At 63.1% G+C, this 14,824-nt stretch carries 15 protein-coding genes and 1 pseudogene; 5 read left to right on the forward strand and 11 right to left on the reverse strand.

The window, feature by feature from the left end:
* Positions 1-4: 4 nt before the first annotated feature.
* The 6 genes and pseudogenes from M1B34_RS23025 to M1B34_RS23050 all read right to left on the reverse strand — a co-directional run bounded on the left by M1B34_RS23025 (position 5) and on the right by M1B34_RS23050 (position 4,243).
* Positions 5-1,684 (reverse strand): acyl-CoA synthetase family protein, encoded by a 1,680-nt coding sequence (locus M1B34_RS23025; RefSeq protein ID WP_268266303.1) that lies wholly within the window; start codon positions 1,682-1,684, stop codon positions 5-7.
* Positions 1,681-2,226, reverse strand: a complete 546-nt coding sequence (locus M1B34_RS23030; RefSeq protein ID WP_268266304.1) for a COG4648 family protein — start codon at positions 2,224-2,226, stop codon at positions 1,681-1,683. The genes M1B34_RS23025 and M1B34_RS23030 overlap by 4 nt, the downstream gene beginning before the upstream one ends.
* Positions 2,223-2,476: pseudogene (locus M1B34_RS23035) on the reverse strand (acyl carrier protein). Before M1B34_RS23035 ends, M1B34_RS23030 begins: the two are co-directional and overlap by 4 nt.
* Positions 2,477-2,485: 9 nt before the next feature.
* Positions 2,486-2,758 carry a phosphopantetheine-binding protein gene (locus M1B34_RS23040; RefSeq protein ID WP_123329409.1) on the reverse strand — a complete coding sequence of 91 codons (273 nt, stop codon included), beginning with the start codon at positions 2,756-2,758 and terminating at the stop codon, positions 2,486-2,488.
* Positions 2,727-3,548 (reverse strand): lysophospholipid acyltransferase family protein, encoded by an 822-nt coding sequence (locus M1B34_RS23045; RefSeq protein WP_123329411.1) that lies wholly within the window; start codon positions 3,546-3,548, stop codon positions 2,727-2,729. The genes M1B34_RS23040 and M1B34_RS23045 overlap by 32 nt, the downstream gene beginning before the upstream one ends.
* Entirely contained in the window at positions 3,524-4,243 is a 720-nt protein-coding gene (locus tag M1B34_RS23050; protein WP_268266305.1) for a beta-ketoacyl synthase chain length factor, read from the reverse strand. Before M1B34_RS23050 ends, M1B34_RS23045 begins: the two co-directional genes overlap by 25 nt.
* Before the next feature lie 339 nt (positions 4,244-4,582).
* On the opposite strand from M1B34_RS23050, the gene M1B34_RS23055 reads away from it, so the two are divergent.
* Positions 4,583-5,353 carry a ParA family protein gene (locus M1B34_RS23055; protein WP_123329415.1) on the forward strand — a complete coding sequence of 257 codons (771 nt, stop codon included), beginning with the start codon at positions 4,583-4,585 and terminating at the stop codon, positions 5,351-5,353.
* Between the two features lie 10 nt (positions 5,354-5,363).
* Here the strand turns inward: M1B34_RS23055 and trxC are convergent, their stop codons facing one another.
* Positions 5,364-5,798, reverse strand: coding sequence for a thioredoxin TrxC (gene trxC / locus M1B34_RS23060; protein WP_268266306.1), 435 nt, complete (start codon positions 5,796-5,798; stop codon positions 5,364-5,366).
* Positions 5,799-5,889: 91 nt separating this feature from the next.
* A complete protein-coding gene (locus M1B34_RS23065; protein WP_268266307.1) occupies positions 5,890-6,243 on the reverse strand; it encodes a DUF7716 domain-containing protein in 354 nt (117 codons plus the stop codon).
* Between the two features lie 211 nt (positions 6,244-6,454).
* Between M1B34_RS23065 and M1B34_RS23070 the strand changes: the two genes are divergently transcribed.
* Both M1B34_RS23070 and M1B34_RS23075 read left to right on the forward strand, forming a co-directional pair.
* The gene (locus M1B34_RS23070; protein WP_123329419.1) at positions 6,455-6,751 is read left to right on the forward strand and encodes a type II toxin-antitoxin system HigB family toxin; all 297 of its coding nucleotides are present in this window, start codon (positions 6,455-6,457) and stop codon (positions 6,749-6,751) included.
* Positions 6,748-7,149, forward strand: coding sequence for a helix-turn-helix domain-containing protein (locus tag M1B34_RS23075; RefSeq protein WP_268266308.1), 402 nt, complete (start codon positions 6,748-6,750; stop codon positions 7,147-7,149). Before M1B34_RS23070 ends, M1B34_RS23075 begins: the two co-directional genes overlap by 4 nt.
* Positions 7,150-7,159: 10 nt before the next feature.
* Here the strand turns inward: M1B34_RS23075 and selO are convergent, their stop codons facing one another.
* The 3 genes from selO to M1B34_RS23090 form a co-directional block, all read right to left on the reverse strand.
* Complete coding sequence (gene selO, locus M1B34_RS23080) at positions 7,160-8,623, reverse strand: protein adenylyltransferase SelO (protein WP_268266309.1); 1,464 nt, start codon at positions 8,621-8,623, stop codon at positions 7,160-7,162.
* 49 nt (positions 8,624-8,672) lie between these two features.
* On the reverse strand, positions 8,673-12,026 hold the full coding sequence (mscK, locus tag M1B34_RS23085; protein WP_268262970.1) for a mechanosensitive channel MscK: 3,354 nt from the start codon (positions 12,024-12,026) through the stop codon (positions 8,673-8,675).
* A 67-nt stretch (positions 12,027-12,093) separates the two neighbouring features.
* Positions 12,094-13,836, reverse strand: coding sequence for a potassium/proton antiporter (locus M1B34_RS23090; RefSeq protein ID WP_123329427.1), 1,743 nt, complete (start codon positions 13,834-13,836; stop codon positions 12,094-12,096).
* 407 nt (positions 13,837-14,243) lie between these two features.
* Between M1B34_RS23090 and M1B34_RS23095 the strand changes: the two genes are divergently transcribed.
* Complete coding sequence (locus M1B34_RS23095) at positions 14,244-14,474, forward strand: hypothetical protein (protein WP_123329429.1); 231 nt, start codon at positions 14,244-14,246, stop codon at positions 14,472-14,474.
* Complete coding sequence (locus tag M1B34_RS23100; RefSeq protein ID WP_123329430.1) at positions 14,471-14,773, forward strand: cell division protein ZapA; 303 nt, start codon at positions 14,471-14,473, stop codon at positions 14,771-14,773. Before M1B34_RS23095 ends, M1B34_RS23100 begins: the two co-directional genes overlap by 4 nt.
* The last annotated feature ends 51 nt before the right edge of the window (positions 14,774-14,824 follow it).

Genomic DNA, 14,824 nt, shown 5'->3' on the forward strand with positions numbered 1-14,824 from the left:
AAAGTTATCCACAAGCCGTCTCCAGCACGATGCGGCCACTGGAGCAGGCGGCGCTTTGGTTGCGATAGGCAAAGTACAACTTGCCGCGTTCCTGATCGAAGCGCAGGTGCAATTGAACCTGGTCGCCCGGGCGCAGCAATTGTTGGAATTTCAGCACTTCCATGCCGGCGAACCGGCCGGGCAACTGCAGCAGTTGCTGGCCCAGGGCCAGGGCCCAATCCACTTGCACCACTCCCGGCAGCACTGGGGCCTCTGGGAAGTGCCCGCTGAAGTAAGCCAGGTCCGGTGGGATGGCCAGTTGCAGGAGCCACTCGCCGTCGGTCTGTTCCTGGGTCAGGACTTCCGGGGTTTGCGGGCGTGGTGCCAGCAGCAGGGCGTCGACCTCGGCCTGGGGCAGCTTGCCCTGGGCGTTCAGCGGCAGTTGCCGTACCAGGCGCCAGCGTCGTGGCAGGGCCAGGGCTTCGCAGTGCTGGGCCAGGTGCTGGCGCAAGGTTTGGGTCAGGCGTCGACGGCCTTGCTGGCACAGGGCGCCGAGGCCTTGTTCACTGAGCACCAGCAGGGCGCCAAGTGACGCGCGATTCTCGGTGATCACCCCCAGGCGCGCTTCGGCGACCCATTCGTGGCTGACCAGGGCCTGTTCCAGCATGGGCAGGGAGATGCGTTTCTCTTCCAGTTTGACGATGCGGTCCAGGCGCCCGAGCAGTTCGAAGCGTCCGTCGGCCTGGATTCGTGCGGCGTCGGCGCTGTGTTCGACATGCCCCGGCGGCAGGTACGGCGAGGCGATCAGCAGGGCGCCGTTGTCGTCCAGGCTCAAGCGCACGTCAGCGAACGGCTGCCAGAGGGTGTCGCCCTGGCGCCAGGCGATGCCGCCGGTTTCCGAGCTGCCGAGGATCTCGGTGGGCCATTGTTGCAGGCGCTGGTGCAGGCTCTGTGCGGCCTCGGCGGGCAACGCGCCGCCCGAGGAGAACACCCGGCGCACCGGGCTCAGGGCCGGCCAGTCGAGGTTGTCGCCCATGCGCTTGAGCAGCGCGGGGCTGGCGACCCAGGCAAAGGCCGGGTGCTCGCGACTGGCCCGCTGCAGGTCCTCCGGGAAGGGCAGTTGCCGGCGCACAAATGGGCGCCCGGCGCACAGCGGCCACAGCACCCGGAACAGCAAACCGTAAATGTGCTGGGCCGCCACGCTGCCGATGATGCAGGCCGGGCCCAGGTCCGCGCCCCAGAGCTGCTCCAGGGCCTGGACCTCGTTGGCCAACTGGCGCAGGGTTTTTTCGATGCGCTTGGGCTCGCCACTGGAGCCGGAAGTGCACAGGCTCAGTTGGCATAGGTCCGGGTCGAGCGCGGCGGCGTCCAGGGGCGGTTGTTGAAAGTCGTCCGGGTGGGCATCGCCCGGCTGATCGCTGAGCCACAGGTCCACCGCGCTCGACCAGCGCTGGCGGGTCTGGGCTTGCAGGTCGGCGGGCAGCAGCACATTGACCCCGGCGCGCCAGGCGCCGAGCAGGGCAATGGCCAGTTCGGCGGCGTCTTCCAGGTGCAGGGCGAGGCGTTTGACGCCTTGGGCCTGCAGGCCGGCGGCCAGGCTCAGGGCCCGGGCTTGAAAGGTTTGCAGGTCAAGTGCCGGTTGCACGGCCACCGGGCGCTGCGTTTGGGTCTTGAGCAGCAGGTGCTCAAGTTTGATCCAGTTCATGGGCGGCCTCGTACCCTTTGTCGTAAGAGCCATTCAATGGCAAACAGCAAGCCCATCAAGCCGTAGGCAATCAGGCCGTTGTACAACATCCACCAACTCAGCGGCGCCCACAGGGTCAGGGCCGCGGCGAGCACACCGTTACACAGGAAAAACACACTCCAGGCGATCGTCACCTGGCGGGTATAGCGAATGGCCTTGTCCGGCAGTTCCGGCTCGCTCAACCGGGCCAGGCGTTCGGCCACCGGCGGGCCGTATTTCAGGCTCAGGCTGAACAGCGTCAGCATGAAGGCGCTGATCAGCACCGGGTACCAGCGCAGCAACAACGGGTTGTCGAGCCAGGCCAGCAACAGGCAGAACGTGATCGCCACGGCGGCCATCCACAGGTCACCGGGGCGGCATTCGCCGGTCAGCGCCCGAGCCAGCCACAGGCCGCCCAGGAGCAGGCCGAACTGCCAGGGGGCGAAGTGCTCCATGCCGAAATACACCGCAAAGGGGTACAGCAAGCCTGCCAGCAGCAGGCCAAGGCCAATCAGCCGGCTCATGCGGCCGGTTGGACCAGACGGTAGACCGCCTCGACCACGTCATTCACGGTGCGCACGATTTGAATTCTTCGGCGGCGATTTTCTTGCCGGTCTGACGCTTGATGTGGTCGATCAGGTCGACGGCGTCGATGCTGTCGATTTCCAGGTCCTGGTACAGGTTGGAGTCGAGGCTGATGCGCGCAGGTTCCAGCTCGAAGAGTTCGACCAAGGCATCGCGCAGGGTGTTGAAGATATCGTCACGAGTTTGCATGGTCCGGTCTCAAGCTGCCTGTTTTGCAGTGACGAATGCCGCAAGGCTCGCCACGTTACTGAAGTGGTTACGGGTGTCTTTGGCGTCGGCATCGATCTTAATGCCGTATTTTTTCTGAATCGCCAGGCCCAGTTCCAGGGCGTCCACCGAATCCAGGCCCAGGCCTTCGCCGAACAGGGTCTGGTCGGTGCCGATGTCCTGGGCGCCGATGTCTTCGAGGCCCAGGGCGTCGATGATCAACAGCTTGATTTCAAGAATTAAGTCCGGGTGCAGATCGCTCATCTTCGGCGAGCTCCTTAATAAAGTAGTGATGCAAATGATCGTTGAGCTTGCGCGAGGCCTGAGGCGCAGGGCCTTGGGCAGCAAAGGTCTGTGGGTCTATATCGGCCCCCACGCGAAAACTGAAGTGCACGCGCGAGCGCGGGATGCGATACCAGGGCTCGGCCTTGGTCAGGGTGGTGGGGCTGACCTTGATCACCACCGGGGTGATGATTCTCGCACCGCGCAAGGCAATCGCCGCGCCGCCCCGATGAAAGGCCGGCGCCTGGCCCGGCTGGGTGCGGGTGCCCTCGGGAAAGATCACCAGGGACTGGCCGTCCTTCAATGCCTGGCTGGCGGCATCGAGCATGTCCATGCTGCCGTCGTTGCTGACGTAACCGGCTTCGCGCACCGGCCCGCGGGTAAAGGGGTTCTGCCACAGGCTCTGCTTGACCACGCAGTTGGCATTGCGCACCAGGCCGATAAGAAACACCACGTCGATCAGCGACGGGTGATTGGCGATGATCATTTGCCCGGGGCGGCCGAGTTTTTCCGCGCCTTGCACGTCGTAGGTGAGAACGCCGGTGCGGGCCATGAAACGGATGAACAGCCAGAACAGCTGGCTGATGGTCTTGCGCGCGCGGCGGCGATGGGCCTCGACATTGCCCGGCAGGCAGCCGAGCAGCGGAAAGATCACCAGGCGCAGGCACAGGCCGCCCAGGCCGAATAGGGCAAAGCTCGCCGCGGTGGCGAGCAGGCGCCAATAGTAGGCGTCGCGATTTTTGGCCCTTACGACGGGCGTTGCCAAGTCCATACACGGTTCTTCCAGGCATGTTGGCAGGAGGTCTGCTGGGTCAGCAGGGTACGCAACAGATTCAGGGCATGGGGCCACTCGGCCTTGGGGGCCTGGCCTTCGGCACAGCTCAGGGATAGCTGCCAATCGTTGCCGGGAGTCAGTAGCAGGCCGAGCGCATAGGGAAAGGGCACATCGTCGATCCAGCGGGCGTAGGCCTGGGGCGGCTGTTCTTCGGTGATCACCAGCAGCACCGCCGGGGCGCCGTCGCCGAGCAGGGTGGCAGCTTCCAGCACGCCATGTTCGAGGCCGTCGCCCGCCGCCGCCAGGGCGCTCATCTCGCTGGTTTCACCGCGCATGATCGACCACAGGCCGATCACCGCGTTGTGCACCGAGAGGCTGAATTGGGTGGGCGAGAGCGGTTGCTCGGCGGCCAGGTCGCAGAGGATTTCAAAGGTCCTGGGGGTTTCGCCGTGGCGCGAGACAAACACCAGCGGCAGCTGTTCCCGGCCCTCGGCCAAGGGCCAGCCGACGCTGAAGGCCATGCGCGCCAGGCGGCTGAGGCGGCGGCGCTGCATGGCCGGCAGGAAGGACACGTCGGGGGCGGCATCGCTGCGCTCAAGCACGGTCGGTTGCCGGCTCCAGGCCTGCCAATCGTCCACGCTTTCGAGCCCAGGGGCCCATGCGCGCCATTGAGCGATGTTGAAGTTGATCACGTGATTTCATCCCGCCCCTGCGGGCTTCCTTGACGCGGTTTGGCGCTCCGATTGGCGCCCGACCCTATATAGGCGCTGGGCCTGAGTGGCGCGCATTATCCGGGTGCGGCTGACTTGTAGCAAATACTGGTTACATTTCAATCAATAAAAACGACGAATCCGATGAAGGGTGGAGAGGCACTTTGCCTCGTGCTGGATTTTGCAGAGTGTTCCCAGCGCTATTGCGTCGCCGATGCCCCATGGCTTGAGCCTTGGCGGCAAAGTCCGTTGCCTGCGAGGTAGCGAAGGAAGGAGCAGGGCAACTACACTCGGGCATCTTTGATACACGGAGGTTTTGTCATGCGGCGTGTGGTGTTCAATCAGAAAGGTGGCGTGGGTAAATCCAGCATCGCCTGCAATCTGGCGGCGGTCAGCGCCAGCGAGGGCTATCGCACCTTGTTGGTGGACCTCGATGCCCAGGCCAACTCCACCCAGTACCTCACTGGCCTGACCGGCGAGGACATTCCCATGGGGATCGCCGACTTCTTCAAGCAGACCCTGTCGTCCGGGCCGTTCTCGAAGAAGAACAAGGTGGATATCTACGAAACCCCCTTCGACAATCTGCATGTGATCACTGCGACGGCAGAGCTGGCGGACCTGCAGCCCAAGCTTGAGGCGAAACACAAGATCAACAAGCTGCGCAAATTGCTGGACGAGCTGGCCGAGGATTACGACCGGATCTACCTCGACACCCCGCCGGCGCTGAATTTTTATGCGGTGTCGGCGTTGATTGCCGCCGATCGGGTGTTGATCCCTTTCGACTGCGACAGCTTCTCCCGCCAGGCCCTGTATGGCCTGCTGGCAGAAATCGAAGAGTTGAAGGAAGACCACAACGAAGACCTGCAAGTCGAAGGCATCGTGGTCAATCAGTTCCAGGCGCGGGCCAGCCTGCCGCAGCAGATGCTCGATGAGCTGATCAGTGAAGGGTTGCCGGTGCTGCCGGTGTACCTGGCCAGTTCGGTGCGCATGCGTGAATCCCACCAGGCCAACCTGCCGCTGATCCATCTCGACCCCCGGCACAAGCTGACCCAGCAGTTCGTCGACCTGCACAACCTGCTGGAAAACGCCTGACGCGGCGTCCTTAGATTCCCTGGCTGCGCAGCCAGCTCAGCAATTGCGGCAACGGGAAGGCCCCGCTCTGGCGAGCGACCTCCCGACCGTTCTTGAACAGAATCAGGCTGGGTATGGAGCGAATGCCCAACTGGGCCGAGAGCTGCGGGTTGGCCTCGCTGTCGAGCTTGGCCAGGCGGCACTTGCCGGCCAGTTGCGCCGCCGCCTGTTCGAACACGGGGGCAAAGGATTTGCACGGCCCGCACCAGTCTGCCCAAACGTCCACCAGCAATGGCAGGTCGCCCTTGATCTGGCTGGCGTAATCACCCTGTTTCAATTCGAAAGGCTTGCCCAGCAGGACCTCGGCTTTGCAACGCCCGCACTTTGGCTGATCGCCCAGGCGTTCGCCGGGAATGCGGTTGAGGCCGTTGCAATGGGGGCAGGGGATCAGCAGTGGGGCGGTCATGCTCAGGGCTCCGAAGCGGGCGGTAGAGGTGCAGTAGATGATGGCAGCGGCCGCCAATATCAAGTAGCGGCAGGTTCGTCCGTGGCGCGGTTCAGTGGCTGGCGGGCCGCTCGAAACTCATGAAGCAATCGTGCTCGGTGTAGTAATCAATGGCGGCCAGCAACTCTTCATTGCTCGCCGTGGGCTTGTGCAGCAGGGCGCTCATGATCACGTCTTCCAGCAAGGCGTCGCTGAAGCAGAACTCCAGGCCCTGTTGCAGCACGTAATCCGGGTAGATTTCCTGGTCGTCGTCATCGATCAGTGGGAACGACTCGATCACGCACGGGCTGTCCAGACGGATGGCGGCATCGCCCGGCGCTATGTAGACGCAAAACTCTAGGGTCTTCTGCTGGGGGCGCAAGAGGTCGATCAACTGGTCGAAACTGAGGTGCTGCCGGTAATGCATGAACAATCTCCAGGGTGGTGCCCGGTGTCGCGGCAGCCTGCGGCGGTCATAACGCCTCACATATTCCGTGGGCCTGGGTGCCGCTGTCTATCTAGGCTTCCAAGTCGGGTTTTCAAATAGCTGAAACCGCCCGTCTGATCCGCCCTATAGCACCTTGCTATGGGGTTGTGACGGGGCTAGGTTTCATAGCGATATGCGATAGGGAGATTGCATGCACATCATCACCGTAAAGCGCATCAGGGAGGCCAAGGAGCGATGGCCGCAAGCGGCTCGTGCCCTGGATGTCTGGTATCGCCAGGCCAAAGGCGCCAGGCCCGAGGGTTTCGCCGATATGAGGGCCTTGTTTCCGGCGGTTGATAAGGTCGGGCGCTTCCATGTTTTCGACATTGGTGGCAATAAATTGAGATTGATCGCCCTGGTGCGTTATGGGGTTCAGCGCCTCTATATCAGGCATGTGCTGGACCACCAGGAATACGACAAGGGGCGTTGCAAGGAGGAATCGGGATGAGTGTTCTGGTCAAGCAGGCGGCAGAGCATTGGCAGTTTGTCGCGCCACTGCTGCGCAAGCCCCGGAGTGAGGCTGACTACGACGGATTGGTGCTGGCTCTGGATGAGTTGCTGGACATCATCGGGGAGGACGAGGCACACCCACTGACATCACTGGTGGACATCATCGGCGACTGGATCGAGGCCTACGACGAGGAGCACCACCCGATGCCAAGGGTCAGTGGCGTGGAGATGTTGCGTTGCTTGATGCGTGAGCACGGCCTGACTCAAGGTGACCTGCCCGGTGTCGGCGCGCAATCGGTGGTCTCGGAAGTGCTGAGCGGCAAGCGCCAGCTCAACCTGCGGCAGATCCGCTGGTTGGCCGGGCGCTTCAAGGTGTCGATGGAGGTTTTTACCTGAGGCCCGAGGCTCAGGACGAGCAACTGATTTCCAGGTGCTTGCCCCACTCGGGCGGGCGCTGGGCGTAGGCGGCCATGCCCGGTTGCTCTTCGAAGGGGCGGCTCAGGACCTGATGCAAACGGCGCACTTCGCTGTAGTCGCCGGCCTGCGCGGCATCGATGGCGTTTTGCGCCAAATAGTTTCGCAGGATGTACAGCGGGTTGACCTGGTGCATGCGCGTGCGGCGTTCTTCCTCGCCTTGCGCCGGGTCCCGGGCGACCCGTGCCAGGTAGCGCTCGGCCCAGGCGTCAAAGCCCTTGAGGTCGACAAAGTCATCCCGCAGGCGCGCCACCGCCAGCTCCGCAGGTTCATCCCCCAGGCGGCGGAAGAACAGGCTGTAGTCGACGCTGCTGCCCTGCATCAATGCCAGCAGGTTCTCCACCAGCGCCTGGTCATCGTCTTCGGCGTTGGTCAGCCCCAGGCGACGGCGCATCAGGTCCAGGTAATGGGCCTGGTACAGCGGCAGGAACAGGCCGAGGCATTCACGCAGTGCGTCGACGCTGATGAACGGCGTCAGGGCCTGGGCCAGGGCACTGAGGTTCCACTGGCCAACGGGCACCTGGTTGCTGAAGGAATAGCGGCCCTGGTCATCGGAATGGTTGCAGATGAAGTGGGCGTCGAAATCATCGAGGAAGGCAAAGGGCCCGAAGTCGAAGGTGATGCCCAGGATCGACATGTTGTCGGTGTTCATCACCCCGTGGCAGAAACCGTAGGCCTGCCATTTGGCGATCAGCTCGGCATTGCGCTCGACAATCTCGCGGAACATCGCCAGGTGGGGCTCGGGTTGTTCCAGGCAATGGGGGAAGTGCAGGGCCAGGACGTGTTCGGCCAGTTGCTTCTGCTGCTCGGGTTTTTTCGTGTAGTAGAAATACTCGAAATGGCCGAAGCGTACATGGCTCGGTGCCATGCGCAGCACCATGGCCGCCCGCTCCTGTTTCTCGCGCCACACCGGCGTGTCCGAACCGATCACACACAGTGCCCGGCTGCTGGGGATGCCCAGGGCATGCAGGGCTTCGGAGGCGAGGAACTCACGGATCGACGAGCGCAACACCGCCCGGCCGTCGCCCATGCGCGAGTAGGGAGTTTGCCCGGCGCCTTTGAGGTGCAGGTCCCAGTGTTCGCCGGCGCTGTTGTACACCTCGCCCAGCAGCAAGCCGCGACCGTCGCCCAGTTGTGGGTTGTAGGAGCCGAACTGATGGCCGGAATAGATCATCGCCCGTGGCTCGGCCTCGGCCCAGAGCTTGTGCCCGCCGAACAGCTCGGCGAACACCGGCTCCTCGGCCAGCGCCGGGTCCAGGTCCAGCAGCGCCATGGCCGCCGGGCTGACCGCCACCAGGCGTGGGTTGTCGATGGGCTCGGGCAGCACGTGGGTTGAGAAGGCATCGCCCAGGCGGGCGAAGCGATTGTCGAAGGTCAGTTCGTCGAGGGCTTTCAACGGCCGTCTCCCAGCAAAATGTCCGAGCATTCTGCTGGGGATTGGCGCCTTAGTCGAGTTTGCTCGGTGGCGGTTCCTGCAGCGGCTTGCCTTCGGGCACCGGGACGATGGTTTTGGTTTCCGGGTCGATCGGCACCATCTTGTACTCCTGGCCGTGGAGGTTCTTCAGGTAGACCTCCATCTGCCGGAACGAGATGTTGATGTGCTGGTTCTTGAACTCGCGGTTGATGAAGCGGTTGACTTCATCGATCACCGGGTTGCGGTCCCCGAGGTCGCGCACATGCATGCGCAGCTCGTGGTCCAGGGTGCTTTCACCGAAGTTCAGGAAGTACACGTGGGGCGCAGGGTCCTTGAGCACCCGCGGGTTGTCCTGGGCAGCCTTGAGCAGCAATTCCTTGACCAGGTCCAGGTCCGAGCCGTAGTCGACGCCGAGCTTGAGGGTCACCCGAGTAATGGTGTCGGTCAGCGACCAGTTGATCAGTTGCCCGGTGATGAAGGTCTTGTTCGGGACGATGATGTCCTTGCGGTCGAAGTCGGTGATGGTGGTGGCGCGGATGCGGATCTTGCTCACCGTGCCCGACAGGTTGCCGATGGTGATGGTGTCGCCGATGCGCACCGGGCGCTCGAACAGAATCATGATCCCGGAGATGAAGTTGGCGAAGATCTCCTGCATGCCGAAACCCAGGCCCACCGACAGCGCCGCCACCAGCCATTGCAGCTTGTCCCAGCTGACCCCGAGGGTGGACAGGGTGGAGACGAAGCCGATCCCGGCAATGGCATAGGACAGCAGGGTGGTGGTGGCGTAGGCGCTGCCCTGGGCCAAGTTCAGCTTGGACAGCACCAGCACTTCCAGCAGCCCCGGCAGGTTGCGCGCCAGGGCGAAGGTAATGCCGATGATGATCAGCGCGCCGAGCATGTCGCCGATGCTGATGGGCACCATGCTCATGTTGGCGCCGGTACCACTGGTGTATTCGTAGAGGGTGATGTTGTCGAGGTAGGAGAACACCGTGATCAGGTCCGACCACACCCAGTACAGCGCCGCCATGAAGCCGCCCAGCAGGGCCAGTCGAATCAGGCGCAGGGATTGTTCGTTGACCTTCTCGATATCCAGGGTCGGTTCTTCGATCACCGCTTCGCCGCTTTCCCCGGCCTCTTTGGCCGCTTGCCGCTTGCTCAGGGCGCGCTGGTAGGCCAGGCGTCGTGCCGCCACGCCCAGGCCGCGGACGAAGGTGGCTTCGATCACCAGCCAGAACATCAGCAGGTAAAGGGTGTTGATCAGGCGATCGCTGAGCTTTAGCGCGGTGTAGTAGTAGCCGAAGCACACCGCGATGAACAACGCGATGGGCAGCGCGGTGAACAGCACCCCCACCGATTTGCGGAACAGCGAGGCGTTCTGGTGCGTCGGGCTGCTGAGCAACAGGCGGCTGAGCAGCCAGGCCATCAGCGCGTAGCAGGTCAGCACCACGGCGATGCCTAGCACGTCTTCGGCCAGGGCCGCCGGTTGATGCTCGGCAACGGCCACCACGGCCACCAGTGCCAGCACCACCAGGCCCAGGCGCCGGATCCAGCCTTGGAGGAATTCGACCTGGGGCTTTTCCCAGCGGAAGTGCAATTCGGCCACGCCGCCCGGGGCGAGGATTCGGTACGCGGTGTAGAACACCAGCCAGGCCTGGGATATCTGCAGCAGCGCCGCCCCGAGGTTGGCGTTCTGCCCCCGGGCGTCGATCTGCAAGGCGTAGCCGCACAGCGCCAGGGCCAGGCTGACCGGCATGGCCAGGAGGATATTGACCAGGATCGCCAGGGGTGTGTGCCACTGGCTGTCACGCTTGAAGTGGCCGATGTCCTGGTGAACCTTGTTCAACTTGCCGTACAGGTAGCGACGTTTCCACAGCAGGGCGCCGATCAGCAGCAACAGCGGCAGAAACAGCAGCGGCCGTTGCGCCAGGCCGTCGGCCAGCTCGCTCAGGCTCGACGCCCAGGGCAGGGTGGTGACTTGGCGCTCCAGGCGCAGCGGCACGCCTTCCAGCCATTCCACATCCAGAGGCTTGTTGCTGGGGATCCAGAACATCTGCTCATCGAGGGTCGCCCGCAGGTTTTGCGAGGTGCTCAGCAGTTGCTTCTGGTTCAGTTGCAGGGTGATGGATTCATTGAGCAGTGCGCTCAACTCGCGGTTCAGCCGTTCCAGCAAGTCGGCGCGGGTCAGCGCCAGGTCCAGCAGGGTCTTGCGCAACTGCGGGGTGACTTGCTCGGAAGGCTGGCTGGCCAGCAGGTTGTCGACGTAGGTGCTGGGGCTGCTGATCAGCTCGCGCTGTTGATTGACTTCGAACTGGTACAGGCGGATGTCGGCGATCTGGTCGGCCAGGTCGCGGTCCAGACGCAGGCGCGGCAGGGACTGTTTCTGCTTATAGAGGATCTTCGACAGCAGCAGGCTGCCCTTGAGCACGCTGATCTGCTCGTCCAGGGCCGCGTCGCTCTGGGTCACGCTGTCCAGTTGCTGCTTGGTCTGCAGGTTCTGCTGGGTCAGTTCGTTGAGGCGGTCGGTGCTCTTGAGCAGGTAGTCGGAGAGCTTGAGGTTGGCCGCGCTCTCGGTGGCCAGCAGGCTGCTGCTGCCGGCTTTTTGTGCCTCGATGGACTGCTGGGTCACGGTTTCCTGGGACTGGGCCAGGCGCTTCTGGTTGATCAGGGTCTGCAGGTCCTGGATCTCTTGCTCCAGGCGCGCGGTCTTCTCCATCAGCAGGTCGTGCTGGCTGTTGCCCAGGTCCTGCAACTGGCTGTTGCCGGCCAGTTCCTGGCGGCGTAGCGGAATCAGTGCGTTCAAGGCCGCCAGCTCGGCATTGAGCTGGTTGCGCTGGTCGTTGCTGAGCAGCTTGCCGTTGTCGCGACCGGATTTGAGGGTGGCGTTGATTTGCAGGATGCGCGACTGGCTGTTACTGATTTCCGCCTGGGCGCGCTCGGGGCGGGTCTGGGCGGTGATGGTCAGGCTGTTGGCATCGGCCAGGGCTTTTTGCAGGTCGCCCTGCAAGGTGCTGCGCTCGGTCAGCAGCTGTTCCAGCTGCGACACCGGCAATGCGGCGTAGCGTTGGGCCACGGGCAGCACTTTAGTGGCCTTGAGGCGCACCAGCTCACGCTGGTTCTCCGTCGTCTGGCGCGGCGCGTTGTTCAGCTGTTGCTTGAGGTCGTTCAGCCGCTGCTCGTAATCCTGTTTGTTGCTCAGGTGGGTCAGGGTGGTTTGCAGCACCGTCTGCAGGGCTTTCTGATCGGCCTCCGGCAGTTTGCGATCGGCGATCTTGTCCAGGCTTTGCTGGACCGACTCGGCGCTGGGGGGATCAGCGGCCAGTGCGGTGCCGACGGAAAGACTCAGGCCCAGCAGGGCAACGGCGAAAAAAGTGCGCAGGGTTGGCATAGAGACCGGTCAAGCAAGTTGAAAAGGGGGGGAAGTGTGCCGGACATCTGCCGGCACGCCACCGAGTTTAGAGGAAGAGACCGGGGCCCGGGCGACTTCCTTCGGGGAATCTGACGCCCACTTTGCTGATCTTGTTCCCGTCCATCACCGCGACCGTCCAGATGGTGTTGTTCCACTCCACCTGGTCACCCACCACCGGCGCACCACCGACTTTCTGGGTGATGAAGCGGCTCAACGGCATGTCCGCATCGACGCCTTCCAGTTGCAACCCGTAGAGGGCCGAAACCGCGCCCAGCTGGGCGTCGCCTTCGAGCACGAAGTCGCCGAAGAAGCGCAGGTCCAGGCCCCGTTGCGGTGCCTGGCTGAAGAGTTTGCCCAAGGCCGGAAGGTTGTGTTCGTGGCCGATCACGCACAGCAGGTCATCGGCCTCAAGCACCGTACTACCCGACGGATGGAGCAGTTGCTGGCCACGGAACAGGGCAGCGATCCGCGTACCCTCGGGCATTTTCAGCTCGCGCAGGGCAGCACCGATGCACCACTTTTCCGCACCGAGGCGGTAGACGAACAGCTCCCACTCGCTGGTGACATGGACTTCCAGGGCAGCGCGGGAAATCGGCGCCGGCTCGGGTGGCACCGTGACCTTCAGCCACTTGGCGACCCACGGCAGGCTGGTGCCCTGGACCAAGAGCGAGATCAACACGATAAAGAACGCCAGGTTGAAGTACAGCTGGGCCTCCGGCAGCCCGGCCATCAACGGGAACACCGCAAGAATGATCGGCACCGCGCCGCGCAGGCCGACCCAGGAGATAAAGACTTTTTCCCGGCCGTGGAAGGCCTTGAACGGCAGCAAGCCGACCATCACCGACAGCGGCCGGGCGAACAGGATCATCCACAGCGCCAGGCCCAGGGCCGGCAAGGCGATGGGCAGCAGGTCGTGGGGCGTGACCAGCAGCCCCAGCACCAGGAACATGCCGATCTGCGCCAGCCAGGCCATGCCGTCGAGCATGTGCAGGATGCCGTGGCGGCTGCGCACCGGGCGGTTGCCGATCACCAGGCCGCACAGGTACACGGCGAGGAAGCCGCTGCCGTGCAGGGCGTTGGTCAGGGCGAACACCAACAGGCCGCCGGCGATCACCAGGATCGGGTACAGGCCGTTGGCCAGGTTGATGCGATTGACCAGTTGCAGCATCAACCAGCCGCCACCCAGGCCGACCACGCCGCCAATGCCGAACTCGCGCACCAGGTGCCCCAGCAGGCTCCAGTGCAGGCCGGTCTGGCCGCTGGCGAGCATGTCGATCAGGGTCACGGTGAGAAACACCGCCATGGGGTCGTTACTGCCGGACTCGATTTCCAGGGTGGCGGTGACCCGTTCGTTCAGGCCCTTGCCCCCAAGCAGGGAAAACACCGCTGCCGCGTCCGTGGAACCGACAATGGCGCCGATCAGCAAGCCCTGGATCGGGTTGAGGTCGAACAGCCAGGCGGCAGCCATGCCCGTCAGGCCGGTGGTGATCAGCACCCCCACCGTTGCCAGGGACAGCGCCGGCCATAGGGCCACGCGGAAACTGGCCACCCGGGTGCGCAGCCCGCCGTCGAGCAGGATCACCGCCAGCGCCAGGTTGCCGACCAGGTAGGCCGTTGGGTAGTTGTTGAAAATAATGCCGCCGCCATCGACCCCGGCGGCCATGCCCACGGCCAGGATAATCACCAGGATGGGGATGCCCAGGCGGGAGGACAGTGAACTCACCAGAATGCTTGCACCTACCAGCAACGCGCCGATCAAGAACAGGCTGTTGATGGTCGTCGCATTCAAAGGCAGTACTCCAGGGGGGGTTAAGGCGGGCACAAACTGACCATGCAGTCTGCGTGCCAGCGATTCTAACCTGTTGAAATACGATGATGTCAAAAAGCTTTTTAACTCTTTACTCATCCTTTTCCAGTCACTTCCCGCATCGCAAGGGCGGCGCTTGGTGCGGTTGTCGAGGCGGGTCTGCCTGGCCTATCGAGCGCCTCAATCTTTTTTGCCTTGGCGGGCGTGTATTCAGAAAAATCTGACGGGGCGACGAGGTGTCAGGAACCAGATGGGGCATCGGCAGTCTTTAAAGCTCGCAGACAAGGTTGCCCACCAGGTAAATCAAGGCCTTGCGCCCTGATAAGCCTGGTATCGACGGTGACTTTTCTTTATCGTACGCGCCCTTTGAAAATGCTCGGAAAATCAAAATGTTGGAAGCATCCCTAAGCCAATTGGAACAACTGGTCAGTGACCTGGTGCAACAGAACCAAGCGCTGCTCGGCACGAATGAAACCCTGAAAGCCGAACTGGCTCAGGCCAAGGATGAAAACGAAAGCCTGCAACTGAACCTGATGGAGCAGGAAGAGAAACAAGGCGCTACGGCTGCCCGCATCCAGGCCCTGGTTGAGCGCGTCAGCGCCGGTCCTGTCAGCGCATGAGGCACAGCACCGAAGGGGTAAAGGTCGTCTCGATTCTCGGGGAGGACTATTCGATCAAGGCCCCGGCCGGGGAAGAGCAGACCCTGCTGGACGCCGCACTTATGTTGAAAGCCGCATTGGCTGACACCAAGAAGAAATACCCGACGCTGATCGGTGACCGATTGTTGGTGCTGGCGGCGATGAATTTGTGCTCGCAGCAAATCGATATGCAAAAGCGCCACAAGCAGGAACTCAACCGTTACCAAGAGCAAGTCAGCGCCACGGTTGAAGTGATCGCCAAGACCATCAACCCGGCATGACCGGCGGTGGCGCAGGGCACTAGCGCAGGTCGCCAGGGAATGGCGCTCTGC

This window comes from Pseudomonas morbosilactucae (assembly GCF_023241715.1).
Classification (GTDB): domain Bacteria; phylum Pseudomonadota; class Gammaproteobacteria; order Pseudomonadales; family Pseudomonadaceae; genus Aquipseudomonas; species Aquipseudomonas morbosilactucae.